The sequence below is a fragment of the Promicromonospora sp. NPDC057138 genome, assembly GCF_042670845.1.
Taxonomy (GTDB): domain Bacteria; phylum Actinomycetota; class Actinomycetes; order Actinomycetales; family Cellulomonadaceae; genus Promicromonospora.
Genome location: NZ_JBHUUX010000016.1, coordinates 72,009 through 95,909 on the forward strand (window position 1 = coordinate 72,009; position 23,901 = coordinate 95,909).

The 23,901-nt window shown below is 72.5% G+C and carries 26 protein-coding genes; 9 read left to right on the forward strand and 17 right to left on the reverse strand.

Annotation, left to right across the window (positions count from 1 at the left end; translation table 11 throughout):
• Positions 1–272: 272 nt before the first annotated feature.
• Together ACFT2C_RS12035 and ACFT2C_RS12040 are read left to right on the forward strand one after the other, a co-directional pair.
• A complete protein-coding gene (locus ACFT2C_RS12035) occupies positions 273–539 on the forward strand; it encodes a hypothetical protein (protein ID WP_377207290.1) in 267 nt (88 codons plus the stop codon).
• Positions 540–583: 44 nt separating this feature from the next.
• Complete coding sequence (locus ACFT2C_RS12040; RefSeq protein WP_377207291.1) at positions 584–1,594, forward strand: CehA/McbA family metallohydrolase; 1,011 nt, start codon at positions 584–586, stop codon at positions 1,592–1,594.
• Here the strand turns inward: ACFT2C_RS12040 and ACFT2C_RS12045 are convergent.
• The 7 genes from ACFT2C_RS12045 to ACFT2C_RS12075 all read right to left on the reverse strand — a co-directional run bounded on the left by ACFT2C_RS12045 (position 1,560) and on the right by ACFT2C_RS12075 (position 7,018).
• Positions 1,560–1,712 (reverse strand): hypothetical protein, encoded by a 153-nt coding sequence (locus tag ACFT2C_RS12045; RefSeq protein WP_377207292.1) that lies wholly within the window; start codon positions 1,710–1,712, stop codon positions 1,560–1,562. The two genes, ACFT2C_RS12040 and ACFT2C_RS12045, sit on opposite strands and share 35 nt — an antisense overlap.
• Positions 1,709–2,611, reverse strand: coding sequence for an NADP-dependent oxidoreductase (locus tag ACFT2C_RS12050; RefSeq protein ID WP_377207293.1), 903 nt, complete (start codon positions 2,609–2,611; stop codon positions 1,709–1,711). The genes ACFT2C_RS12045 and ACFT2C_RS12050 overlap by 4 nt, the downstream gene beginning before the upstream one ends.
• 27 nt (positions 2,612–2,638) lie before the next feature.
• On the reverse strand, positions 2,639–3,742 hold the full coding sequence (locus tag ACFT2C_RS12055; protein WP_377207294.1) for an SDR family oxidoreductase: 1,104 nt from the start codon (positions 3,740–3,742) through the stop codon (positions 2,639–2,641).
• A gap of 13 nt (positions 3,743–3,755) precedes the next feature.
• Positions 3,756–4,376: a TetR/AcrR family transcriptional regulator gene (locus ACFT2C_RS12060; RefSeq protein ID WP_377207295.1), complete on the reverse strand. Its 621-nt coding sequence runs from the start codon at positions 4,374–4,376 to the stop codon at positions 3,756–3,758.
• A 783-nt stretch (positions 4,377–5,159) separates the two neighbouring features.
• Positions 5,160–5,885, reverse strand: a complete 726-nt coding sequence (locus ACFT2C_RS12065) for a MerR family transcriptional regulator (protein WP_377207296.1) — start codon at positions 5,883–5,885, stop codon at positions 5,160–5,162.
• Positions 5,886–5,973: 88 nt separating this feature from the next.
• On the reverse strand, positions 5,974–6,591 hold the full coding sequence (locus ACFT2C_RS12070; protein ID WP_377207297.1) for a hypothetical protein: 618 nt from the start codon (positions 6,589–6,591) through the stop codon (positions 5,974–5,976).
• Positions 6,592–6,673: 82 nt separating this feature from the next.
• Positions 6,674–7,018: a hypothetical protein gene (locus ACFT2C_RS12075; protein ID WP_377207298.1), complete on the reverse strand. Its 345-nt coding sequence runs from the start codon at positions 7,016–7,018 to the stop codon at positions 6,674–6,676.
• Positions 7,019–7,186: 168 nt separating this feature from the next.
• Between ACFT2C_RS12075 and ACFT2C_RS12080 the strand changes: the two genes are divergently transcribed.
• Complete coding sequence (locus ACFT2C_RS12080; RefSeq protein ID WP_377207299.1) at positions 7,187–8,032, forward strand: hypothetical protein; 846 nt, start codon at positions 7,187–7,189, stop codon at positions 8,030–8,032.
• 12 nt (positions 8,033–8,044) lie between these two features.
• On the opposite strand, the gene ACFT2C_RS12085 is transcribed toward ACFT2C_RS12080, so the two are convergent.
• Complete coding sequence (locus tag ACFT2C_RS12085; RefSeq protein ID WP_377207300.1) at positions 8,045–8,266, reverse strand: hypothetical protein; 222 nt, start codon at positions 8,264–8,266, stop codon at positions 8,045–8,047.
• Positions 8,267–8,349: 83 nt separating this feature from the next.
• On the opposite strand from ACFT2C_RS12085, the gene ACFT2C_RS12090 reads away from it, so the two are divergent.
• Positions 8,350–9,105, forward strand: a complete 756-nt coding sequence (locus tag ACFT2C_RS12090) for an alpha/beta fold hydrolase (RefSeq protein ID WP_377207301.1) — start codon at positions 8,350–8,352, stop codon at positions 9,103–9,105.
• A 98-nt stretch (positions 9,106–9,203) separates the two neighbouring features.
• On the opposite strand, the gene ACFT2C_RS12095 is transcribed toward ACFT2C_RS12090, so the two are convergent.
• Complete coding sequence (locus ACFT2C_RS12095; RefSeq protein WP_377207302.1) at positions 9,204–9,728, reverse strand: DUF1990 family protein; 525 nt, start codon at positions 9,726–9,728, stop codon at positions 9,204–9,206.
• A 69-nt stretch (positions 9,729–9,797) separates the two neighbouring features.
• Between ACFT2C_RS12095 and ACFT2C_RS12100 the strand changes: the two genes are divergently transcribed.
• Together ACFT2C_RS12100 and ACFT2C_RS12105 are read left to right on the forward strand one after the other, a co-directional pair.
• The gene (locus tag ACFT2C_RS12100; protein ID WP_377207303.1) at positions 9,798–10,457 is read left to right on the forward strand and encodes a hypothetical protein; all 660 of its coding nucleotides are present in this window, start codon (positions 9,798–9,800) and stop codon (positions 10,455–10,457) included.
• Between the two features lie 109 nt (positions 10,458–10,566).
• Entirely contained in the window at positions 10,567–11,547 is a 981-nt protein-coding gene (locus tag ACFT2C_RS12105; protein WP_377207304.1) for an alpha/beta fold hydrolase, read from the forward strand.
• On the opposite strand, the gene ACFT2C_RS12110 is transcribed toward ACFT2C_RS12105, so the two are convergent.
• Complete coding sequence (locus ACFT2C_RS12110) at positions 11,474–12,721, reverse strand: hypothetical protein (RefSeq protein WP_377207305.1); 1,248 nt, start codon at positions 12,719–12,721, stop codon at positions 11,474–11,476. The two genes, ACFT2C_RS12105 and ACFT2C_RS12110, sit on opposite strands and share 74 nt — an antisense overlap.
• A 206-nt stretch (positions 12,722–12,927) precedes the next feature.
• Between ACFT2C_RS12110 and ACFT2C_RS12115 the strand changes: the two genes are divergently transcribed.
• Entirely contained in the window at positions 12,928–14,307 is a 1,380-nt protein-coding gene (locus ACFT2C_RS12115) for an FAD/NAD(P)-binding protein (protein WP_377207306.1), read from the forward strand.
• Here ACFT2C_RS12115 and ACFT2C_RS12120 read toward each other — a convergent pair.
• From ACFT2C_RS12120 to ACFT2C_RS12130, 3 genes are all read right to left on the reverse strand, one after another.
• On the reverse strand, positions 14,304–15,551 hold the full coding sequence (locus ACFT2C_RS12120; RefSeq protein ID WP_377207307.1) for a hypothetical protein: 1,248 nt from the start codon (positions 15,549–15,551) through the stop codon (positions 14,304–14,306). The genes ACFT2C_RS12115 and ACFT2C_RS12120 overlap by 4 nt on opposite strands.
• A 120-nt stretch (positions 15,552–15,671) precedes the next feature.
• Positions 15,672–16,274, reverse strand: coding sequence for a hypothetical protein (locus tag ACFT2C_RS12125; protein ID WP_377207308.1), 603 nt, complete (start codon positions 16,272–16,274; stop codon positions 15,672–15,674).
• Positions 16,271–16,933: a hypothetical protein gene (locus ACFT2C_RS12130; RefSeq protein ID WP_377207309.1), complete on the reverse strand. Its 663-nt coding sequence runs from the start codon at positions 16,931–16,933 to the stop codon at positions 16,271–16,273. The genes ACFT2C_RS12125 and ACFT2C_RS12130 overlap by 4 nt, the downstream gene beginning before the upstream one ends.
• A 191-nt stretch (positions 16,934–17,124) precedes the next feature.
• Here ACFT2C_RS12130 and ACFT2C_RS12135 point away from each other — a divergent pair, with 191 nt between their 5' ends.
• Positions 17,125–18,135: a hypothetical protein gene (locus ACFT2C_RS12135; RefSeq protein WP_377207310.1), complete on the forward strand. Its 1,011-nt coding sequence runs from the start codon at positions 17,125–17,127 to the stop codon at positions 18,133–18,135.
• A 224-nt stretch (positions 18,136–18,359) separates the two neighbouring features.
• On the opposite strand, the gene ACFT2C_RS12140 is transcribed toward ACFT2C_RS12135, so the two are convergent.
• Together ACFT2C_RS12140 and ACFT2C_RS12145 are read right to left on the reverse strand one after the other, a co-directional pair.
• Positions 18,360–18,860 carry an MFS transporter gene (locus tag ACFT2C_RS12140; RefSeq protein WP_377207311.1) on the reverse strand — a complete coding sequence of 167 codons (501 nt, stop codon included), beginning with the start codon at positions 18,858–18,860 and terminating at the stop codon, positions 18,360–18,362.
• On the reverse strand, positions 18,861–19,637 hold the full coding sequence (locus ACFT2C_RS12145; protein WP_377207312.1) for an MFS transporter: 777 nt from the start codon (positions 19,635–19,637) through the stop codon (positions 18,861–18,863).
• 147 nt (positions 19,638–19,784) lie between these two features.
• On the opposite strand from ACFT2C_RS12145, the gene ACFT2C_RS12150 reads away from it, so the two are divergent.
• A complete protein-coding gene (locus ACFT2C_RS12150) occupies positions 19,785–22,178 on the forward strand; it encodes a glycoside hydrolase family 3 C-terminal domain-containing protein (RefSeq protein WP_377207313.1) in 2,394 nt (797 codons plus the stop codon).
• Positions 22,179–22,264: 86 nt separating this feature from the next.
• Here the strand turns inward: ACFT2C_RS12150 and ACFT2C_RS12155 are convergent, their stop codons facing one another.
• On the reverse strand, positions 22,265–22,876 hold the full coding sequence (locus tag ACFT2C_RS12155; RefSeq protein WP_377207314.1) for a TetR/AcrR family transcriptional regulator: 612 nt from the start codon (positions 22,874–22,876) through the stop codon (positions 22,265–22,267).
• A gap of 7 nt (positions 22,877–22,883) precedes the next feature.
• Positions 22,884–23,801 (reverse strand): hypothetical protein, encoded by a 918-nt coding sequence (locus ACFT2C_RS12160; protein WP_377207315.1) that lies wholly within the window; start codon positions 23,799–23,801, stop codon positions 22,884–22,886.
• Positions 23,802–23,901: the final 100 nt, after the last annotated feature.

Sequence of the window (23,901 nt, forward strand, 5' to 3'; positions counted from 1 at the left end):
ACCTGAAGAACTGGGAGCCGCTCGCAGTCCGCCGGCAAGCTGGTGGCTCAAGGCGACCTGACGCTGCTGGCCTCGGTGTCCGGACGGACACCTGGCACCGTCCGATATTCGGCACCTTATTCCCACTGACCGGCTGGTACAGGTGACAACCGGGGCGACACGCGGGCTATCGGCGCCGCCGCTGGCGCGGAAACTGCGGATCCGGCCCGCGACGCTGCGCACCTGGGAGCGCTCCGGCCTGGTTCGCCCGCGGCGCGCAGACCGGCTAGCACGTGTACGACGAGGTAGACGTGCGGGACGCCAAGCCGGCGCATCAGCTCCTGCGGGGTGGCTTTCTGCTAGAGGAGATCGCACCGCTGCTCGACCGGGTGCGCTCGGCCGGCGAGCTGGAGTCGCTGGAGGCCGCTCTGAGCGACTGGCTCGATCGGCTGTCCACCCGCGGCCCGGCACTCCTGACCAGGGGCTGGGTCGCTGGAGCCCTACCCCGACCAGCGGCAACGCTGAACCGGCCGGCGATCCCGAGCGAGAGCCGGCGCTAGGGTGCGACCGGCGGACTGGTCTGCTGCGATCGCGAGGGGACACCATGCCGACATCCGCATCCACGCCCCCCGGGGCGACCGGGCGGCGGCGCGCCTGGTACCGAGGTGACTGCCATGTCCACTCGCTCTACTCGGACGGCGAGCTGACTCCGCAACAGCTGGTGGCCGGTGCCCGCTCGGCCGGTCTTGATTTTCTCGGCACCACCGACCACAACACCGCTGACGCCCATCCCGCCTGGGTGCATGCCACCGATGACGACCTGCTGGTGATCCTGGGCGAAGAGGTGACGACCCGGACCGGGCACTGGCTGGCGCTGGGACTTCGCCCAGGCGAGGTGATCGACTGGCGGTACGGCGTCCGAGACGGCTTGGTCGCCCGGCATCTGGACCAGGTCCACCAGGCCGCCGGCCTCTCCGTGGCGGCCCACCCGCACGCGCCCTACCCCTCGGGCACGTTCATGTACCCGTACGAGGGCTTCGACGCGGTCGAGGTGTGGAACGGCCCATGGCGATCGAGCGCGCCGTGGCAGGCGGACAACGAGGCGGCCCTGGCGGAATGGGGGCGAGCACTCGCGGCGGATATCCACCGGGGGCCGTGGCGGCCGGCGATGGGCAACAGTGACACCCACCTGGAGGGCCAGATCGGCGTCCCGCACACCGTCGTGCAGGCCGACGAGCTGACCTCGGCCGGCATCCTCGCCGGCATCCGGGCCGGACGGAGCTGGATCGCCGCCTCGGCCGCCGTCAAGCTGTCGTTCACCGCGACTGCTGGCGGACAGACCGCTGGGATCGGTGAGCGACTCAAGGGCGGCAACCAGCCTGTCCTGTTGCGGGTCGACGTCGCGGGGGTGCCCTCCGGCACCGTCAGCTTCCACACCGAGCAGGGCACGGCGCACCGGTCGTCGTTGACCGCCACGGGATCGCACACGGTCGAGTGGACGACCGACGCCGACGCGTCCGGGTTCGTTCGCGTGGAGGTGCGAGACGCCGAAGGGCGGATGGCAGCGCTCAGCAACCCGATCATCTTGACCACAGCCGCGCCGCCTGCTCGATGAGGCAGGCGCGCTCGGCCGAGCTGGCCGCCCGGTCCGCGGCGGTCAGGTGGTTCCGGATGGCCCGGGCGACGTCCTTGGCGAGATCGGGGTCGAGCCAGATACTGCTCGATATGGTCACGTTTCCCTCGTGGCGAGAAGCACCTTCGTGTGCAGGGCACCGGACTCCAGTCCGGCATGCACGGCGGCGGCCTCGGCCAGCGGCCGGATCGTGTGCGGCCGAAGGGTCAGGCGCTGCTCGCCGAGCCGGGTCATCACCTCGCTCAAGGCTGACCGGATGCCGTCGGGAACGGAGCTCGAGAGGGTGACGCCGAGCTGAGGGCCGCGTGGATCGGACAGTGTGATCACGCGTTCTGGGCCTCCCGCCAGGCGGACCGCGGTCTCGAGGTCGGAGCGGCCGGACGCGTCGAGCACGGCGTCCACCGTAGTCACGCTGTCGCCGAGCGGCCGTGCGTAGTCGATCGGAGTCGCGCCCAGCTGCCCGGTCACGGCGAAGTCCCGTTCCCGTACGGCCGAGATCACCGTGACGCCCGCCGCGACGGCCAGTTGTGTCGCGATGGTACCGACCGCACCTGCGCCGCCAAGGATCAGAAGCGTCTCGCCTGCGGTGACCCCGAGCAGGCGGAGGACACGTACGGCGGCCTCTCCCGAGGCAGGAACCGCAGCGGCGTCCGCCCAGGTGACCGCCTCGGGCTTACGGACCCAGTAGTCCGCCACCACGTACTCGGCGTAGCCGCCCAGGCCGGGTAGGGACGCGGCGACCTCGTCGCCCGGCGCGACGTCGTCCACCCCCGCGCCAACCGCGTCAACGACACCTGCCACCTCGAAGCCGAGGATCGCGGGATCCCCCATCGAGAACGCGTGCCGCAGGCCGCCAGATCGAATCGCCAGGTCAGTCGGGCCAACGCCGGCCAGCCGGACGGCCAGCCGGATCTGGCCGTGGCCTGGTTCGGGGAGGTCGACCTCAGACATGTTCAGCACGTCCGGCATGCCGTAGTCGGACATCACCATCGCTCGCATTGGACCTCCACTAGATGAAATATCACGTCACGAACCGGTCGCGGCCGACTGCCGCGACTGCGCTTGCTGGGTTGGGAGCAGACCGAGGGCCAGCAGGCTTTCCGCGGTCGCGACGACGGTTTCCGCGGCTGAACGCGGTTGCCACCCGAGCACCGTGCGGGCCTTCTCGTTGGAGACGTGGCGGATCACGCCGAGGCTGGGCACGATGCCTTGCAACGCCGGAGTGTTCTCGGCCGCGGCACGGACCACGTCGTCCGGCAGCTCGGTGGCGGGCACTGCGTTCGCCGCGTCGCCGAGCCGGTCGCGGATGGCCAGGGCGACCTCGTGCAGGGACACGGCGTCAGCCGCGGCGGCGATGAACCGCTGCCCCACGGCTTTGGGGCTAGTCATCGCGCGCAGGTGCAGTTCGGCGACGTCCCGGACGTCGACCACCGCGAAGTACAGCCGAGGTGTGCCGGGCATGGCGGCGGTGAACAGTTGGCTGATCATGCCGATCGAGGAGGAGAGATCGGTGCCGACGACCGGGCCGAAGATGCCGACCGGGTTGACCACGGCCAGTTCCAGGCCGTTGCCCTCTTGCTCCACGAACTCCCACGCCGCGCGTTCGGCCACGGCCTTGGACTTGATGTACGGAGCGATCAGCCCGGTCGTGTCCGTCCAGTCCTCTTCGGTGAACACGCGATCCGTCTGGGGGTGGCCGTAGCCGATCGCGGCGAACGAGGACGTGACGACCACCCGCTGCACCCGGGCGTCACGCGCCGCGCGCAGCACCCGCAGCGTGCCTTCCCGGGCGGGCACGATCAACTCGTCCTCGTGCGCGGGCTCCCCGGCAGGGAACGGGGAGGCCGTGTGCAGGACATACCGGCAGCCGGCCACGGCGTCGGTCCAGCCCGCGTCGCTGGTGAGGTCGGCCGTGACGAAGGTGAGGGCGTCGTCCGCGGCCACGCCCATGGCCTCGAGGTTCTGGCGGACCTGGGATTCGCGATCCGGAGAGCGCACTGTGGTGCGCACGCGGTAGCCCTCGGCCAGGGCCTGGGCGATGATGCGACCGCCCAGGAACCCGGAGCCTCCGGTGACGAGGACGGTGTCGACGGAATCGCCGACGGCGTTGTCTATGGAACCGCTGGTCATCGATATGTGCCTTTCAACGTGCCGTGTCGGCGGTGAGAGCGGGTAGCAGCAGCGCGTCCATCACGGCGATCAACTGCTCCGCGGTGGCTTCCTCACCGTTGAGGAGCTTCTCGATGTAGAAGCTGCCGAGCAGGAACATCTCGGCATGCTCCAGCGCCGGGTTGTCCGACCGGATGGCCCCACGCTCGACGTGCCGCTCCAAGATCGCGCGCAGCGCCTGGAGATAGGGGGCGAGCAGGACGTCCCGCAGGGCCCGGGCCAGTGCTGGGTCGGACATCACCGCCTGCCAGATCCCCAGCGTGGGGGCGCCTGCAGGGTGGGGTGGGGGCAGGTGCCGGGCCAGTGCGACCAAGTCGCCGCGCAGGTCACCGGTGTCGATCGGGGGTAGCGGCGGGTACTTGCGCGTGCGGAGCGCGGTGATCACCAGGGTGGGTTTGTTGTCCCACTGCCGGTACAGCGTGGCAGTGCTGGACCGGGTGCGCCGCGCGACCTCGTCGACCGTGGCGTGGTCGTAGCCGACCTCGGCGACCAGGTCGAACGTCGCGTCCAGGATCTCGCGTTCCCGCTCGGCGGTCAGCCGCTTACGCCGCGCCGACCTCGCTGCCGACGTTGGTGTCGGCGTCTGCTTGCTCACTGATGAACTCCTTAGCCCGGCGTCGTCGATCGCCCGGGAGATCGCGGCCAGGCAAGTATCGAAAACGTGTTTTCGAAACTACGCTTTCGAAAACGCGTTGTCAATCAGGAACTTCGGAGCATCGGGAGCTGTCGTAGCTCGCCAAGACGGCTGCGAGCGAAAGGGCAAGCAGGAGGCAAGGTCACGGACGCGATCCCCGCCTCGGCTCTCCTGGACCATGTCCAGGCACTGGCCGTCGGCAACATCGGCGGCGGCCCCGCTCGTGTTCCCGACGCGAGCGAGGATCGCTTGATAGAAGCGGTCGGCTAGCTCACCGCACCCGGCGGCCTTCTGAGTTCGGGGCGCAGACGACAAGAAGCCGCGGGAGTCTGAGTTTCGCGCCGCTCCGTGCGGCCCCGCGGGTGCCGGCCATCGGGTCTACGGGTCGCGATCGGCGACTACGACGTAGCTAGGCCGATGACTGGAGATAGCCTGACGCCGCTGTCCTCGGTGTCCAGATGGACTCCTGGCGGCGCCGCTCTGCCCAGGGACACGGAGAACCCCGTGATGCGTCCGGTGTCAGCGTTCTCCGCCAGGTGAGCACGGGTGAGTTCGATGATCCGGTGGAGTGGGATGCCGTAGAGCAGAAGCATGGCTCCTGCTACCCGGACGTCCACGGGGAGCGAGAGTCGCCAGCAATCACTCGTACGCAGCATCCGTCGACCAGTAGCCGCAGGCCCGGTGAAGGCTGCTAGGGCCGTGGATATCGTCGGCGCGCCCTTAGAGCTCGTTTCAGAATGAGCGTCACTCTTCGCCTCCGTCGGTCGTAACGATCACGGCTGCTCGACGCAGCACTTCAAGCTGAGCGGGGTGGTACAGATCGCCCAGTGCCTGCGAGAGGGTGCTGGCCGTGCGCTCGGCGCTGTGCGTGGAGAACCGGACGGCGTCGTTCACCACCGGAAAGGCGGCCCGTGCCGCGGCGAGCGGAACCGCCGTTCGTTCGGCAAGGTCTTGTATCACCGCTTCGTCGGCGTCCACGGGGAGTGCGTCGAACTCGTCGTTGAGGGGATCTCGCCGGCTCAGCAGCTCACGGATCTCGCCCATCGCGTTCTCGTCGAGGACCCGGCCATAGATGAGGAGCATTGCGCGGTCGTTGTCCGAGAGACTCCGGGCGACCGACTCAAACCCACGGGGAACATCTACCGGCGCGCGGTGACACAGGATGACCGCGAGCTCCGCCCGAACGCGCTGCAGCCGTTCGATCGTCGCTGCGAGTTCCGCGTGGATCAGCCGGATCGCGTCGTCCGGCACCTGATCGGCCCGATCCATCGTGGCGATCTGTGAGAGCGGAATCCCAAGATCGCTCAGCCTCTTGATCTGCAGCAGCCGGACGAGGTGCGCCGTCTCGTACTGCTTGTAGCCGTTCGCCGTGCGACGCGGTTCATCGAGCAGCCGTAGCGCGTGATAGTGGCGCACAGCCCTGATCGTCGTACCGGCGAGGTCCGCAAGCTCACGTGTGCTCCAGGCCATTGTTCTCACCGCCCTTCCGTTGAGAACCAGTGAAAACTATGCCGTTGGAACACGGTCAACCAGGACCTGGAACGGCTCGGCCCATCGCTCAGCCGTCGGTGAGCAAGGGCACCAGGTAGACGACCGAGAACGACTCGTAGAGCGCGAAGGCCACGAGCAGCGCGAGCGCCGGCAGGCTCAGGACGCCGAGCTGACGCAGCCCGTGTGCGTAGGCCTGCCGACGGTTCTCGGCACCGACGGTCCGCGGCCAGATCCACGCCCTACCCAGGAGGTAGACGCCGAGCGCAAGCAGCACGTAGGCCTGGATCTCCATGACCACGGTGAGCGAGTGCGGGATGAGCACCAGCCAGCCGTCCCGGTCGACCGGTGCGAGCATCAGGCCGACTGGGAACAGGGTGTAGACGCCCCAGGCGATCCCCACGAACGGCACGATCATCGACGGCAGGACGAGGTTGAGCAGGGCGAACCGCAGTGCGTTGTTGGCCAGGATCACGAGGGCGAACAGCCAGGGGTTCTCCAGCAGTGACCGCACCAGGTCGGCCTGGCCGCCACTCTCGAAAGACTCCGTCTGCGCGGCGGTCAGGCTGGGGAAGAGCAGGCCCGTCCCGAAGCCGGCGAGGACCGAGCCGTACAGGACCGCGCTCAGAGCGAGATACGCGCGGCGATTGGCCTTGATGGTCTGGAGGGCGTGTCGGAAGAGTCGCATGTTGATGCTCCATGAAGTGATGCACAGGGCCGCCGGTCTCCGACGGCCGAGCACTACTCCAAACCATGCCGTTACGGCAGGGTCAAGCGCACGGTGCGGGCTGAGCAGGATCGAGCGGCCCGTAGCGGTCACCGCGAGAGCACCGACGGAGTTCGCGAAGGACGACCTGGAAGACCCTGACGACCGATGAACTGGTGTCGACGAGCTCGGTCGCGGTCTTGCGACCGCCCACGGTGGCGAGCCGCATCGTCACGGGGGTGTCCTCAGGGAACCGCCCGGCGTCGGCCAGCACCTGCCAGATCAGGGAGCCTGCAAGCTTGCGTTCGTGCTTGTCGCGGGCGGTGCTCGCCTCTTGCAGGGTCACACCAAAATGCATGATCCCTGCGGGCGTGATGTCGGAGGCTGGTATGGCCTGAGCGGCGAGCATGTACGCGAGCCCGCGGCAAGGGCCTGTGGGGCACCAGTGGGGTTTCAGGTGGCCTCGGAAGGCCATTCCCGTCCACCACGGTCCAAACGAGGTGAAGTATCCGCACGGGAGAAGCGCCACTCCGCCGAGGTAGTCGACCTAGAACGGGCAGAGCGGTACGTTCCCCCCATGAGCAGTGACAGCGACGCGCCTGGAAGCGAGGGCGGCGAGAAGACCGAGCGGATGGACCGCCTCCGGGCCCTGTTGACCAAGCCCATCAAGATTCCCGAGTCCGCGTCGAGCGACAGCGAGGACGCCGACTACGCCGCAGCCGTGGCAGCCGCCGCACCGCCCGAGGGGGCCAAGACTCCGATGACATCCCAGGGAGCATCGCAGGGGACGGCGCCGAAGGGCACCAAGCTCCCCGTCGAGACCCCGCCGGCGGTCAAGGCCGCGGCCGAGGCGCTCGACCGCCTGACCGACGAGGAGAAGGAGGCGGTCGTCGACAGCGCCGCGAAGGGCGGCAAGAGCCGGTCGCGGCGCACCTGGGCGGACGCCTACCTCGCCAAGCCCGACAAGCCGCTGACATCCGAGGAGGTCCGCGCCGAGCTGACGGTCGCCCTCAAGGAGCAGGGCACCGAGCTGCGCGAGCTCGTCACCAAGGAGATCGCCGCCCAGGAGAAGGCGCAGGCACAGGCGGTCGAGCAGTCGGTCCAGGAGGCGCAGGCGAAGACGGCGGCCGACGTCGCCGCGTCGGTCGAGCGGGCGGCGGCCACGGCCCGCGAGGAGTCGGCCCGGCTCCAGGCGCGGATCGACGAGCTGGCCTCGTCCGCGGACACACTGCGCACCGACCTCGCCGCGGCACGCGCCGCGGCGACCGCGGCTCAGGCCGCGGCCGACTCCGCGACGTCGTCGGCGACCACGGCCCGGGAGACCGCCGACGCCGCCACCAAGAAGGCAGCTACCGCCACCACGTTCGCCTGGGTCGGGATCGCGCTGGCCCTGGTGGCCGCCGTCGTCGGCTTCGTCGTGTGACGGTTCTGACTGTCAGCGGGGATCGTCGAGGTCGGCACCGGCGCGGAGCACGAAGCGCCGGTGCGCGGGCCGCCGGTAGCGGTGTCCCCCGTAGTAGGTGGGCGACTCCCTGACCGGTGCGTACGTGACCCGGGGGCCGGTGAACAGCTCGTCGAGCAGCACGACGAACGCCGCGTCGACCGGTGACTGCGCCGCCGGCGCGGCGGGCGCCTGACCTTCCGATGATTCGTACATGTGTTCGAGTGTATCCGTCGCCCTCACGGGAGTCCACCTCTATGCGCTGGTCATTGCCGGGCCGCCGCCGTTACCGTCGGCGCATGCTCCTCAGCCACGACAGCACGGGCTCCGGCCCCGCCGCCCTCCTCCTGCACGCCGGCGTCGCCGACTCCCGGATGTGGGGGCCGCAGCAGGCCGCGCTGGCCCGGGGGCACCGGGTGATCCGGTGCGACCTGCGTGGCTACGGCGACACGCCGCTCACCAGCGAGCCGTTCGACAACGCGAGCGACGTGAAGGCACTGCTGGACTCCCTGGGCGAGCGCCGCGTGGCGATCGTCGGGGCGTCGTCGGGCGGGAACGTCGCGCTCCAGGTCGCGTCCGCGTGGCCCGACCTGGTCTCCGACCTCGTGCTGCTGAACTCGGCCTTCGCGCTGCCGGCCACGCGCTCCCTGCAGCGGTTCGCCCGCCGCGAGGACGCCCTGCTGGAGGCCGGCGACGTCGCGGGCGCCACCGAGCTCAACGTCGCCACCTGGCTCGGGCCCGACGCCGACGACGACGCCCGCGAGCTCGTGCGCACCATGCAGCGCCAGGCCTTCCAGATCCAGCTCGGCGCCGGGGACGACATCCACCAGCAGGCGGGCCCGGCGATCGACCTCGGCGCGATCACCGCTCGCACCCTGATCGTCTCGGGCGGCCAGGACCTGGACCACTTCCGCGCGGTGGCGAACCACCTGGCCGGGCGCATCCCCGGCGCCAAACACACCCAGCTCGGCTGGGCCGGCCACCTGCCGAACCTGGAGCGCCCGGAAGAGGTGACGGCGCTCATCACGGACTTCCTGGCGGAGCTCCCCCGCTGACCTGTCAGACCCCCCGCACGTGTCAGGCGCTGAGGTCACTCGGCTGACCTGAGCGTCTGACACGTGCCCGCGCGTCTGACAGGTGCGACGCCGTCGGCTCAGCCCCGGGCGGTCTCCAGGTAGCCGCGCGTCACGCGGTCCTGGACCCGGTGGGCGATCCGCGGCAGGATCCGCGAGCCCCAGAAGTCGTGCCGGGCCACGGCGTGGATCTCGAAGACCAGCCCGTCGTCCTCCCGCCGCACCCGGAACGACTCCACGCCCGTCTCCGGGTGGTGCGGCAGCGTCGCGTAGGTGAAGCCGGCCTCGTCGGGCCCGCGGACGACGTCGACCACTCGGCACGGGGCGGCGAACCACAGCGGGCCGGCCTGGACCGCCTGGACCACCGTGACCCCGACGTCGGCGGGCCCGCTCGGCTCGATGACGAGCCCCGCGCCGCGGTGGATGCGCCAGCCGAACAGGGCGTCCGCGGTGGCGGCGAGCGAGGCGCCCGGGCCGAGCGTCACCCGCTCCCGCAGCACCCGGGCCCGGGGCGGCGGGGCGGCCAGCCAGCCGGGGTCCGCCGTCGGGCGCTCGGCGCGCGAACGCTCCAGGATGCGGGCGAGGTCGGGGCGGGTGAGCTGCACCCGGGAACCCTATCCGCCGGGTCCCGGCCGCGGCCGGTGCGACCAGGGCGCCGTGTACCTTTCTCACCCATGGCGACCGAACACGACCCGACCGCTCTCGACGCGACCCAGCCCGGCGGGGTCCCCCGGCACGCCTCCGCCAAGGAGCGCAGGGGACGGGGCCTCAAGCCCTTCCTGTCCGACCTCAAGGCCGAGGTCCAGAACCAGCTCTCCCGCGCCGAGAGCCAGGTCCGCACGCGCGACGCCTACGAGCACACGACCCAGGTGGTCTACCCGGCGGGGCAGGCGCCGCAGATCGAGGCAGTCCGGCAGGACCACCCGCAGGGGCACGGCCAGCACGGACCCGGCCAGCTGGGGCAGGCACAGCAGCGGGGCGACGACGGCGCCGCGCTCGTCTCCGCGGCCCTGGCGACGGCCGACCACGCGGGCGCGGAGGCCGCGGCGGCCCGGACCGAGGCGGCGGCAGCCCATGCCGAGGCCGAGGCGGCGAGCGCCGAGGCGGCGACCGCACGCTCCGAGGCGGCCACCGCCCAGACGACGGCGGCCCGGGCCGACGCGCAGCTCCAGGGCGCCCGCGCCGAGATCGAGGCGGCCCACCAGGAGTTCGGCGCCCTGCGGGCCGAGTTCGACGCCGCCCGCGAACGCACCGGGCAGCACGTCCTGTACGCCTGGATCGGCGCGGGCGCGGCGGGGCTGCTGGCCACGGCAGCCCTGATCCTCGCCGTCTGACAACCCCCGCGTCCGTTGAGTGCGGGCTATTTGCGGTCCAGACCGCCCGTGGACAACAAATAGCCCGCACTCAGCGATGAATTTGGGGCGGCCGGGGCGTCGGAACGGCATGACCGAGAGACTTCTCGACGTTCCGGGCGCACGGCTGTGCGCCGAGACCTTCGGCGACCCGGCCGACCCCGCGGTCCTCCTGATCGGCGGGATCTCCGGCCCGATGGACTGGTGGCAGGACGGCTTCTGCCGCGCGCTGGCGGACGGCGGCGCCGGCGACAGCCCGAGCGCGGACGGCGGCAGGTTCGTCATCCGCTACGACCACCGCGATACCGGGCGGTCCACGACCGACCCGCCCGGGGCGCCGTCGTACACCGGGGACGACCTCGCGCTGGACCCGGTGCGGGTGCTCGACGCCCTGGGGATCGATCGGGCGCACCTCGTGGGCGTCTCGATGGGCGGCGGGATCGCGCAGCGGGTGGCGATCGAGCATCCCGGCCGGGTCGCGTCGCTGACGCTGATGTCGACGAGCCCGCTCACCCGGGGCGGTTCCGAGGGCGGGACCGACGGCGGCGCTGAGCGCCCGCCCCTGCCCGGACCAGCCCCCGAGATCCTGGCGGATTTCCGCGATCCGGCGCCGGACCCCGACTGGGGCGACCCGGACGCCGTCGTGCGGTCGCTCGCCGAGGCGGACCGGCTGTACGCCGGGCCGGGCTACGACGAGGCGGACACCCTCGCGACGGCGCGCCGCGTGGTCCGGCGGTCCGTGGACCCGGCCGCGGCGTCGAACCACCTCCTGGTGGAGAGCACGCCGGTACGCGGCACGCTCGCCGACGTCGCGGTGCCCACCCTGGTCCTGCACGGCGAGGACGACCCGCTGTTCCCGCCTGAGCACGGCAGGGCGCTGGCCGCCGCGATCCGGGGCGCGCGGCTCGTGCTGCTGCCGGGCGTCGGGCACCAGTACCCGCCGCGCATGGCGTGGGGCGTGGTGGTGCCCGAGATCCTGGCGTTCACGGCCCCCGGCGTCACCGCGCCGGGCGATGCTCCTCGAACCGCACCGGGAGCTCCCGCGGCACCGACGACCACAGGGTCCCCGTAGCGGACAGCGACTCCGGCGGCACCGTCAGCGTGACGCCGCCGAGCCGCCGCAGCGCCTCCCCGACCACGATCTGCGCGATCACGGTCGCGGGCCGGCGCGCGGGGCAGGCGTGCGGGCCGGCGCCCCAGGTGAGGTAGGAGAGGTTGCCGGACTCGAGCCAGATGTCGTCCCCGGAGGCGCGCGACTCCGCGCTCGCGCCCAGGATGCCGGGCACCACGGCGTCGCCGGCCAGGATCTTGCGGCCGCCGAGTGTCGTGTCGGCCAGGGCGAAGCGGGGCGCCGCGTTGGGCGCGGGCGGCGCCGAGCCGAGCACGGCCGCCAGGGTGTCCGACGCCGACAGCCGGCCGCCCGTCCGGCCGTCGAACCGGGGGTCGGCGAGCCGCAGGCGCAGCGCCTGCGTGATCCACCCGACCTCGAACTCGCTGCCCAGGATGAGCGTGGCCGAGACGGCGCTCTGCACGTCCACGTCGGTGGGCGCGCTCGGGTGGCGCAGGATCGCCGAGGTCAGGTCGTCCGACGGCGCCGCGCGGCGGCTCGCGATCAGGTCCGCGATGAGGCTGCGCTGCGCGTTGAGCGCCTCGCGGCCCGCTGCTCCCCTGGCCTGGAACACCCGCCGCGCGTGGCTCAGCATGGCGTACGCCTGCTCGGAGTCCAGCCCGAACATCGTGGACATCACGAGCAGGGGCACGGCCCGCGCGTACTCGTTCACGAGGTCCGCCCTGCCCTTGGCGAGCACGCGGTCCAGCGCGATGCGGCACCAGTGCTCGGTGATGGCGGCGAGGCGGTGCTCGTCGATGCTCTCGAAGGCGTCGTCGACGAGGCGCCGCAGGTGGCGGTGCCGCACGCCGTCCACGTAGTAGATGCCGTCGCGCGGGGCGAGGACCCCGCCGACGCCGCTGTCCGGCCCGACCGTGCCGTCCTGCAGCAGGCTCCAGTTGCGCGAGTCGCGCGCGAACAGGGCCTCGTTCCGCAGCACCGTGACCAGCTCCCGGTGCCCCAGCACCAGCCAGGCCGGTACGCCGGGCTCGAGGAGCACCGGCGCCACGTTGCCCCACTGGGTCCGCAGGCGCTCGTACACGCGCGCGGGCTCGGCACTGGTGGTGGTCTCGATGAGCGGTGTCAGGTCCTCCAGGTCGATCAGGCGCTCCGACTGGGTGGTCGTCGTGACTGTCATGGCTCCCCGGGTTCTGGGCGCGGCTTTGCGCGCTCCGCGTCGTTTAGGCGGAATGTACCTCATGTCCTATGTGCCGGGGCGAATCCGGACCGGCAGGTAATGCCTACCGTTATGCTCGGGTTTTGCCCGGGCACCGGATCCGGGCGCCGCCGGGACGGCGGACCGGACCCGTCGAACGGAGCACCCTGGGTATGCAGGACTGGGCCATGCCGCGGACCATCGCCGTCATCGGGGGTGGCGCCGCCGGCGTCATCGTCTCGGCCCACCTGCTGCGCGCCGCCTCGGCGTCCCGGCCCGTGAGCGTGCTGCTCGTCGACCCGGCCGAGACGCCCGGCCGCGGCCTGCCCTATCGGACCACGGACCCCCGGCACACGCTCAACGCCGTCGTCGCCCGGCTCAGCGCCTTCGACGACGACCCCGAGCACCTGCTGCGCTGGTGCGCCGCCGCGGGCGTCCCCGCGGAGCCGGGCACGTTCCTGCAGCGCGCCGACTTCGGGCGGTACCTCACCGAGCTGCTCCCGTCCGTCCCGGCGCCTGACGGGAGCAGCGTGCGGCACGTGCGCGGGACGGTGGTCGACGCCGAGGACCTGGCGGGCGGGGCCGACGGGGCTGCCGCGGCGGACGGCGGCGACGGTCCCGGCGTCGTGCTCACCCTGGCCGACGGCGGCACGCTGCGTGCCGACGCCGCGGTCCTCGCGCTCGGCATGCCGCCGCCCGTCCCGCTGCCCGAGTACGAGCCGTGGGGCGAGCGCTACGTCGCCGACCCGTGGTCGCCGGACCTCGACGCCCGGGCCGCGGGCGCCCGCCGGGTCCTGGTCGTGGGCACGGGCCTGACCACGCTCGACGTCGTCGCGCACCTCCACCCGCTGCTCCCGGGCGCGCGGTTCACCGCCGTCTCGCGCGGCGGCGTCCTGCCCGCCGCGCACGCGGCCGACCTGCTGCCGCCCGCCGTCGAGGTGGAGCTGGACGGCGAGCTCACACTGGCCGGTGCCCTCGACGTCGTCCGCAACCGCGCAGACGCCGAACGCGCGGCTCGCCGCGACTGGCGCGCCGTGATCGACGCCGTCCGCCCGCAGGTCAACCCGGCCTGGGCGCGGCTGACCCAGGAGGAGCGGGCGACGTTCCAGCGCGAGCACTCGCGCTCCTGGGAGAACGTGCGGCACCGCATGTCGCACGCGATGCGCACGCACATCGACGAGCTCATCGCCGCCGGCGTGCTGACCGTGGGCACGGTCGCGGAGGTGCGCGGCGGAGCACAGTGGGACACCGGCGCGTTCGACCTCGTCGTCGGCGCCACCGGGCTGCCGCCCCTCACGTCCCCGGGCTGGAATCCCGTGGTGGACGCCCTCCTCGCGCGCGGCCTGATCCGCCCCCACGGGCTGGGCACCGGGCTCGACCTCACGCCCGAGGCCGCCCTGGTCGACGCCGCCGGCGTCGCCCACCCGCGGCTGCGCGCCATGGGCCTGGCCCGCCGCGGGCTGGAGTGGGAGTGCACGTCCGTGCCGGACCTACGGCGACAGGCCGCGGCGCTGGCGGACGACCTGCTCGGCGCGCAGCTCGGCGCACCGGCATCGGCCTCTGCCTAGGTGCCCTGAACCGGCACCTCGAACCGCACGGGGAGCTGCCACGGCATGGACGACCAGAGCGTCCCCGTGGCGGACAGCGACTCGGACGGAACCGTGAGCGTCACCCCGCCGAGGCGCCGGAGCGCCACCTCGACCGCGACCTGCGCGATCACCCGGGCGGGGCGGCGCAGCGGGCAGGCGTGCGGGCCCGCGCCCCAGGTGAGGTAGGACAGGTTGCCGGGCTCGAGCCAGATGTCGTCCTGCGCCGCGCGGGACTCCGCGCTGGCGCCGAGGATGCCCGGCACGAGGGCGTCGCCGGCCTCGATCTTGCGGCCGCCGAGCACCGTGTCCGCCAGCGCGAAGCGCGGCGCGGTGTTGCTCGCCGGCGGGATCGAGCCGAGCACGGCCTCCAGCGTGTCCGACGCCGACAGCAGGCCTCCCGACCGCCCGTCGAACCGCGGGTCCGTCAGCCGCATCCGCAGCGACTGCGTGATCCACGCGACCTCGAACTCGCTGCCCAGGACGAGCATCGTCGAGACCGCGCTCTGCACGTCCTCGTCGGTGGGCCGGCTCGGGTGGCGCAGGATCGCCGACGTCATGTCGTCCGCCGGCCGCTCACGACGCCGGGCGACCAGGTCCACGATGAGGGTCTTCTGTGCGATGAGCGCCTCGGCGCCCTCCGCGCCCCTGGCCCGGAAGATCTTGCGCGTGTGCTCGAGCATGGCCCGCGACTCCTGAGGGTCGAGCCCGAACATCGTGGACATCGCCAGCAGCGGGACGGCCCACGCGTACTCGCCGACCAGGTCGGCCTCGCCCCTGGCCGCCACCCGGTCCAGCGTGGTCTCGCACCACTGCCGGACGGTCACGGCGAGGCGGTGCTCGTCGAACCCCTCGAACGCGTCGTCGACGAGGCGGCGCAGGTGCCGGTGCCGCGCGCCGTCGACGTAGTAGACGCTGTCCCGCGGGGCGAGGATCGCGCCGACGCCGCTGCCCGGGTCCACCGTGCCGTCCGCGACCAGGCTCCAGCTGCGGGAGTCGCGCGAGTACAGGGCCTCGTTGCGCAGCACCGTGGCCAGCTCCCGGTGCCCCAGCACGAGCCAGGCCCGCACGTCGTTCTCCAGCACCACGGGGGCGACGTTGCCCCACCGGGCCCGCAGCCGCTCGTACACCGCGGCGGGATCGGGGCTCCTGGTGGTCTCGGTGAGCGGGGTCAGGCCGTCCAGCTCGGCCAGGCGTTCAGACAGAGTGGTCGTCGTTACTGTCATGGTTCCCCGGTTCTCGACGCGCCAGGAGCGCACGCTACGTCGTCGGAACGTATCGCATGTCCGGCGCGCTGTAACGCAAATCCGGCGAGTCCCCGACCGGGAGCTCAGCCGGAGCGCGCCTCAGCGCGAGTAGTGGTCGAGGATGACCTCGGCGTCCCTGCGCAGCTCGGGGTCGGGGTCCGCGCTCGCGACGGCCTCCAGATCGGGGCGGAGCTCCGCCCAGCGGGAGTACGACGTCGCCCAGACCCCGGCGCGGCGGACGGCGGCGTCGTCGCTCCGGACGGCCTTGCGCAGCCGCTTGTAGAAACGCCTGTCGAACCCGAACGGGGCGCCGATCCCGGCCCGCAGGACCGCGGCGCAGGTCTCCTCGGCGCCCTTGGCCTTGTCCACGGCCGCGAGCAGCTCCTTGAGCGTCCAGGGGTGCAGCCCCTGCTCGATCGACTCGGCGATGCCCTGCACGTCGTCGGCCGGGGCACCGGCCAGGACGAACACCGAGCACCCGGCCCGCCCGTCCACGGCGTACTGCAGGACGATCCCGGCGGTGACCTGCCAGATCACCTCCCGGACGATCCCGTCGGCGGCGTCGTCGGCCTCGTCCTTGATCAGCTCGAAGCCGCCCTCGGCGGCGAACGTCATGACCTCGTCGGCGCTGCCCCAGCCACGCAGGACCATGCGGCGCGACGTGTAGGCACCGTCCGGACCGCGCATGCCGCCCGCGCTCATCGCGCGCCCTCCCCGGTGACCCCCTCGGCGTCGAATGCCTCGAGGAGTATCTCCGCCGTGCTCCACACCTCGTGCTCCGGGTCGTGGTCGCGGAGCGCCTCGAGCCGGCGCCGGTACTTCGGGTGCGGCACGTAGGAGATCGCCCACACGCCGGCCTCCCGGACGCGCGCGTCGGGGTGCTGGAGCGCGTCGTCGATGACGGCGAAGAAGCGGTCGTCGAGCTCGCGCGGCGCCCCGAGGCCCGCCCGGATGACGGCGCGTCCCAGCTCGACCGGCTCCGTCGCCGTGTCGACGGCGGTGAGCAGGTCCTCCACACGCCACGCCCCGAGGCGCGCCTCCGCGAGCTCGGTGACCCCATCGACCGCTGCGGCGTCGTCCCCGGCGAAGCACAGGTAGCTGTGCCGCGAGACATCGTCCTCGCAGTACTCGACCGACAGCGTGCCGGCTCCCCAGCCGACCGCGTAGCAGATCCCCTCCTCGGGATCGGCCGCCGTCTCCCACTGCCGGGACCAGCCGAGCTCCACCGCGAAGCGGCCGACCTCCTCCTCGGCGAACCGCTCCCGCAGCACGACGTTCCGCGCGCTCAGGACCGTGGGCGGCGTGTCCGGCGCGGACACCTCGGCGACAATTCCCCAGCCAGCTCCCATGCCAGTGCCCACCGCTGTGTCCTCCCGCTGTGCGGTGAAGGACGTGTCGCCTTCACCCCTGAGGCTGAGGACGCTATCGAGCGTCCTACCAAACGGACAAATCGTCACCCGCATGCCATACGGTCTTTGCCGGACGGCAATGCCCCGGGTGAAGTCTTGCCCGGAAGATCGCTACCCGCTGGACCGACCGGGATGAGGAAAACATGCCTGGACCTGCACGAACGCTGAAGACGGCAGTGGGCACGACGGCGGCGGTGGTCGCCCTGGGCATCGCGGCGGCGGGCTCCGCGATCGCGGGGCCGACGACGGCGGTGACGCCGTCCGCCGTGAGCAACGCCGACGTCGCCCAGCGCTGGGCACCCATCCACTACCAGGACGTGGACCAGACCGGCACCAATGCCCTAGGCGGCCGCTCGGACTACATCGCCGCGTACGACTTCGACGGCGACCTCGACGCCCGCAACAACTGGGACAACACGGGCAGCCACCCGCTCGCGGCCACCGCCTACTACTCGGTGCTGGAGACCAGCAGCCACTGGTTCGTCACCTACATGTTCTTCCACCCGCGCGACTGGTCGGACTCGATCTTCGACACGGAGCACGAGAACGACGCCGAGGGGGTCATGGTGGCCGTGCAGAAGGACGGCTCCGCGTACGGCGTCCTGCGCGCCGCCGTCACCGTGGCGCACACGAACTTCTTCTCGTACACGCCGTCGGGCAGCACGTGGGGCGCCGGCGCCGAGAACATCGACGGCACCCTGCCGACGGCGACCAGCCTGAGCGACGGCCTGGCCCACCCCGTCACCGCGCAGGAGGCCAAGGGCCACGGGCTCAAGGCGCGCGGCGGCTACGACATCGTGGGCGACGGTGTCGTCTACTACCCGGCCGGCCGCGCCGAGGTGCCCGAGCACCCGGACGACCGCGACGTCTCCTACCGCCTGGTGGACGTGCAGGCGTCCGGCGGGCTCTGGGCGCAGCGCGCCAACACCCAGCTGTTCGCGAGCCACGGCACGTTCGCGGGCGACGGCTCGGGAAGCTGCGGCGACGGCGGGATCTCGTGCTCGCAGAACTCGGCGAACGCCCCCTGGGGCTGGGACGACGGCGACGACGCCCCCGCCCGCGGAGCCCTGGCCACCGACCCTGCGGGCCTCGCGGCAAACTACTTCCGCATCCCGGAGCCCCTGGACCGCACGTACGTGAACTACCCGTACTGACGCCCCCAGCACACCCTGGCGCGCAGTTGTCAGACGCGCGCGCACGTGTCAGACGCTCAGGTCACCCGCGTGACCTGAGCGTCTGACACGTGCGGGACGGTCTGACAGCTCCCGAGTTGAGGTTCGAGTTGAGGTTGAGACTTGGCCAACGTTCAAGGTCAGGTCGAGGGTCAGCGGGCGCCAGGGATGGGTTCAGGCGACGGGCAGCGCGGGGTCGCGGTACCTCACCGCGCCCCCTTGATGAACATGGTGCTCACGGCGCCGACGACGGCGACCACCGCGCCCACCACGAACAGCGCCGTGTAGTTCCCGCCGGAGCCGACCGCCAGCAGCGCCGGGGCCAAGGCCGGCGCGAGCGACTGCGGCAGGGCGTTGGCGATGTTGAACACGCCCATGTTCTTCGCGGCCTCGGTCTCCCGGTTGGGCAGCACGTCGGTCACGAGCGCCAGGTCGACGGCGAAGTACGCGCCCAGGCCGGCCCCGAACAGCGCGGCCCCGAGGTACAGGTGGGCGGGCGCGCCCGCGAAGGCGAACACGAGCAGGCCGGCGCCCGCAAGCACGGTCGAGACGATGACGAACACCTTGCGCCGCCCGGTGCGGTCCGACAGCGCGCCGCCCGCCGAGCCCGCCAGGAGCAGCACCGCGGCCTGCAGCACCATGAGGCGCAGCTGCCAGCCGAGTGCCGTCGGCTCGTCCATGCCGAACCGGTCCTGCAGGAAGTACACCTAGTAGCTGTTGTACAGCGCGAAGCCGAACAGCAGCAGGAACCGGCCGGCGAAGGCCCAGCCGAAGTCGGGGTGCTTGCGCGGCGAGACCCAGAACCCCGCGAGGAACCGGCCCAGGTGGAACCGGTCGACGTCGGCCGGGTCGAGGCGCCGGTCCCGCAGAACGGCGACGAGGGCGAGCACGCCCGCGATCGCGAGGACCGTCGGCAGCAGGAACAGCCACACGGGGCCGGTACCCTGTGCGGTGAGCCAGGCCGCGATGCCGATGCCGGCCAGCGGCGCGAGGTTCTGCGCGATGCCGAGCCAGCCGGAGACGCGGGCCCGGAGCGCCTCCTCGACCTGGTCGGGCAGGAGCGCCTGGAGCGCGGCCTGGGTGCCGTTGAACGCCGTCTGCGCGACGGCCCAGCCCACCACGACGACGGCGATGTTCGGCGCGAACGCGATGATCGCGATGCCCCCCGAGCCGAGCAGCACGCCCCACAGCAGCCAGGGACGCCGCATCCCGAGGCGGGAGGTCGTGCGGTCGGACAGCGCGCCCGCCAGCGGGTTCGCCACGAACGCGAAGAACGCGCCGACGCCGGTCACCAGCGCGAGGTCCCCGGCTCGGGCCTCCGGGGTCGACAGGGCGCTGACCCGCAGCGCCAGCGTGCTCATGACCGGGGTCAGGAGCGCCACGTAGAGCGCGAAGAAGGCCACGACGTACGCGACGACGAGGCCCGTTCCCCCGGCCTGGCGCGGCGCTGCGACCGCCGTCGGGCTCGAATCGATGGATGCCATGGGTGGCTCCCTCCGGGGCGACCTTGCCCCGCTCGCTGGTGACCGCCGGCGGCCCCTGCACCGCCGACCTACCGGGTGGTAGTTTTTTCAATTATTACCACCTGGTAGGTTTGTAGCGCAAGATTCGCGAGAGCAAAGGAGCGCAGCATGTCCATCGAGGAGTCCGTCGAGGAGTCCACCGCCCGGGGCCAACTGTTCGACGTCGAACGCGTGCTGGCCGGGCTCACGCTCGAGGAGAAGGCGTCGCTGCTGTCGGGCCTGGACTTCTGGACGACGCAGCCGGTGGTCCGGGACGGCGCCGCAGAGTCCGCCGTCGCGGTGCCGGGCGTCATGGTCACGGACGGCCCGCACGGGCTGCGCAAGCAGGCCGACTCCCCCGACCATCTGGGCCTCGGCCACTCGGTGCCCGCCACCTGCTTCCCCACCGCGGTCACGCTCGGCTCGACGTGGGACCCCGCGCTGGTGCGCCGGGTCGGCGAGGCGCTGGGCCGCGAGACCCGCGCCAACGACGTCGCCGTCCTGCTCGGCCCGGGGATCAACATCAAGCGGTCGCCGCTGAACGGGCGCAACTTCGAGTACCTGTCGGAGGACCCGGTGATCGCTGGCGAGCTCGGCGCCGCCCTCGTGGCCGGCGTCCAGTCCCAGGGCGTGGGCACGTCGCTGAAGCACTTCGCGGCCAACAACCAGGAGGCCGACCGCATGCGCGTCTCGGCCGACGTCGATGAGCGCACCCTGCGCGAGATCTACCTCGCCGGGTTCGAGCGCGTCGTCAAGCGGGCGCAGCCGTGGACCGTGATGTGCTCGTACAACAAGATCAACGACGTCTACGCGTCGCAGAACCACTGGCTGCTGACCGAGGTGCTGCGCGACGAGTGGGGCTTCGAAGGCCTCGTCATGTCCGACTGGGGCGCGGTGCGCGACCGGGTCGCCGCCGTCGCCGCCGGGCTCGACCTGGAGATGCCCGCCTCGGGCGGCCGGACCGACGCCGAGGTGGTCGCCGCCGTCCGCGACGGGCGCCTGGACGAGGCGGTCGTGGACGTCGCCGCGCGGCGCGTGCTGCACCTGGTGGCGCGCTCCCTGCCGGCGCTGGACGCCCCGGGGGCCTACGACGTCGATGCCCACCACGCCCTCGCGCGGGAGGCCGCGGCCGCGGGCACGGTGCTGCTGAAGAACGCCCCGGTGGTCGAGGCCTCGCTGGTCGAGCTTGTCGAGACCTCGCCAAGTCTCGACAAGCTCGACCACCGGGCAGCCGAGCCGCTGCTGCCGCTCGCGTCGGGCGACGGCGTCGCCGTCGTCGGCGAGCTCGCCCGCACGCCGCGGTACCAGGGCGCGGGCTCCTCGCAGGTCAACCCCACGCGGCTCGACGACGCGCTGACGGCGCTGCGCGCCGCGACGGGCGCGGACGTGCCGTTCGCCGCCGGGTACACGGTCGACGGCGCCGATCTCGGCTCCGGCACCGACGAGGCGGCCCTCCGCGCCGAGGCCGTCGAGGTGGCACGCGCCGCGGGGACGGTGCTGGTCTTCCTCGGGCTGCCGGCCTCCTACGAGTCGGAGGGCTTCGACCGGGAGCACATGGACCTCCCGGCCGGGCAGGTGGCGCTGCTGGAGGCCGTCGCGGCCGTCAGCCAGCGGGTCGTGGTCGTGCTGGCGAACGGCTCGGCCGTCTCGGTGGAGCCGTGGCAGCACCTCGCGCCGGCCGTGGTCGAGGGCTGGCTCGGCGGGCAGGCGGGCGGCTCCGGCGTCGTCGACGTGCTGCTCGGCGCGGTGAACCCGGCAGGGCGCTTGGCCGAGACGCTGCCCCTGCGCCTGGCCGACAACCCCTCCTACGGGAACTTCCCGGGCGAGCTGGGGCACGTCCGGTACGGCGAGGGCGTCCTGGTGGGCTACCGCTGGTACGACGCGCGGCAGGCCGGCGTCGCCTACCCGTTCGGGCACGGCCTGTCGTACACGACGTTCGCGTACGAGGGCGTCGCCGCCGAGGTGCTCGGGTCGGCCGCGGGGGCCGACGACGTGCCCGCCGTCCGCGTGCGGGTGACCGTCACCAACACCGGCGAGCGGGCGGGCGCGGAGGTCGTGCAGGTGTACGTCGGCGACCCGGCGGCGCAGGTATTCCGCCCTGAACGGGAGCTCAAGGCCTTCGCGAAGGTGGAGCTCGCGCCCGGCGAGGCGCGCGAGCTCACGTTCGACCTCACGGCCCGCGACCTGTCCTACTGGCACCCCGTGCTGCGCCGCTGGGTCGTGGAGGGCGGCGAGTTCGTGGTGTCGGTCGGCGCCTCGTCGCGCGACCTGCGCGGTTCGGCCACCGTGGTGGTCGACGGCGACGACGTCCGCCTCCCGCTGGCGGAGCTGTCCACCGTGGCCGAGGCCATCGACCACCCCGCCGTCGGGCCGCGGATCGACGCGCTGGTGCACGGGGGCGCCGTCGCCGACGACATGCTGAGCATGATCGGCGACATGCCGCTCGCCGTGGTCGCCGACTTCGGCCTGGCCGGCCTCACCCGCGCCGACCTGAAGCAAATCCTGTCAGACGCCAACGCCTGACCCCGTGAGGTCGCCGAAGTAGAGCGCCTGTCCGGGTCTCGACAGGCTCGACCGCCGGTGGTCGAGCCTGTCGAGACCGGGCGACCTCAGCGGAGGATGAGGTTCAGGTACGCCTTCAGGTCTCCGGCCATGTCTACGCGGGTGGCGCCCGGGCGATCCAGGGACAGGAGCCACTGCACCTGCAGCCCGTCCATGAGGGCCACCACGGTGCGCGCCGCCTGCTCCGGGTCGACGCCGGGCGCCAGCCCACCCCGCGCGGCCCGCTCCCGCAGCCGCTCCGACTGCTCGCGCACCACGCGCGTGTACCGGCGCTGGAAGAAGTCGTGCGCCGGGTGGTCCGGCGACGTCGCCTCCGTCGACAGCCCCGCGAACAGCTCCACGAGCGGACGGCGCAGCCGGTTGCGCTCGACGAGGTTGAGCAGGGCGTCGAAGTACTCCGTGCCGCGGGCGAGGTCCTCCTCGAAGGACTCCTCGTCGACCGCGTCGCGATACTCGAGCACCGCTTCCAGCAGGGCCGCCTTGTTCGGGAAGTGGTGCAGCAGCCCGGGGTGCGAGATGCCGACGCGGGCGGCGATGTCCCGCAGCGAGGCGCCGTGGTAGCCGACGTCGGCGAACACCAGGATCGCCGTCCGGATGATCTCCTGCTGCGTCGCGCGGCCCTTCGCGTAGCCGCCGCGCGTGCCTGTGGTGGTGTTCATGACGGCGTCATGCCAGCCGGGCGCTGACCACGAGCTCGCGGCCGACCTCCAGGCGCACGTCGGCAAGCCGGACGCCGTCCGGCAGCCGCTCGGCGAGGTCGAGGTCACGGCTGGTGGCGGCCTCGACCCGGCCCTTGACCGTGCCGAGCAGCGCGGCCACCAGCGGGTTGCCGCTCGCGAGCTGGACGTCGCGGACCGCGAGCACCATGTCGTCGTCGACGCTGACCGACGCCGTGGCCTGCACCCGGGCGGAGAGGAACATCCCCTTCTTGATCGCGGCGTCGACCCGGAGGGCCGCCGCCCGCGGGCCGCGCGAGACGAGGTCCACGTCGAGCCCGGTCAGGGTGACACCCTGCTGCAGCAGGACGACGGTCAGCAGCCCGCGGGCCGTCGCCACCAGGCCGGCCTTGTCGACGGCGATCCGCGCGTGGCCCGAGACCGGGTGCGCCTCGGTGGGCTCCACCGGCTGGACGCCGACGCGGCCGTCGGAGCCCTCGACCCAGTCGAACCGCAGGCCCTCGAGCTCGGCGGTGACGTCGACGGGCAGGTCCACCGCGACGAGCGGGTGGGCGTCCACGCGGACGCGGCGCAGGGTCGCCGGCTCACGGCGGACGATCTCAGGGTTCCAGCGCTTGGTGGCGTCCGCCTTCTCGCGCGAGCCCGGCCCCGCCGGCCCGGCCCCACCCGCCGGCCCGGCCTGTCCCGCCGCGCCGTCCACGCTCACGACGACGCCCGACAGGTCGAGGTCCACCGAGGCGACGTCGGCGCCGTCGAGCACCGCCGTGACCGACGCCTGGTCGAGCCCCGCGGCCCTGCCGCCGAGCTCGTCCGCGAGCGCCGTGCGGATGCGGGCGGCCAGGTCGGCGCCGTCGGCGGGCCGGGGCGCGGGGCCGAGCGGGAGCAGGTCAGGTGCGGGTTCGTCCATGAACGCGACCCTAACCGCTGGCGCGGAGGATCTCCGCGAGGCCGGTCGGCAGAACGTCAGGAGATCGGTAGCTCGAGCTACCGATCTCCCGACGTTCTGC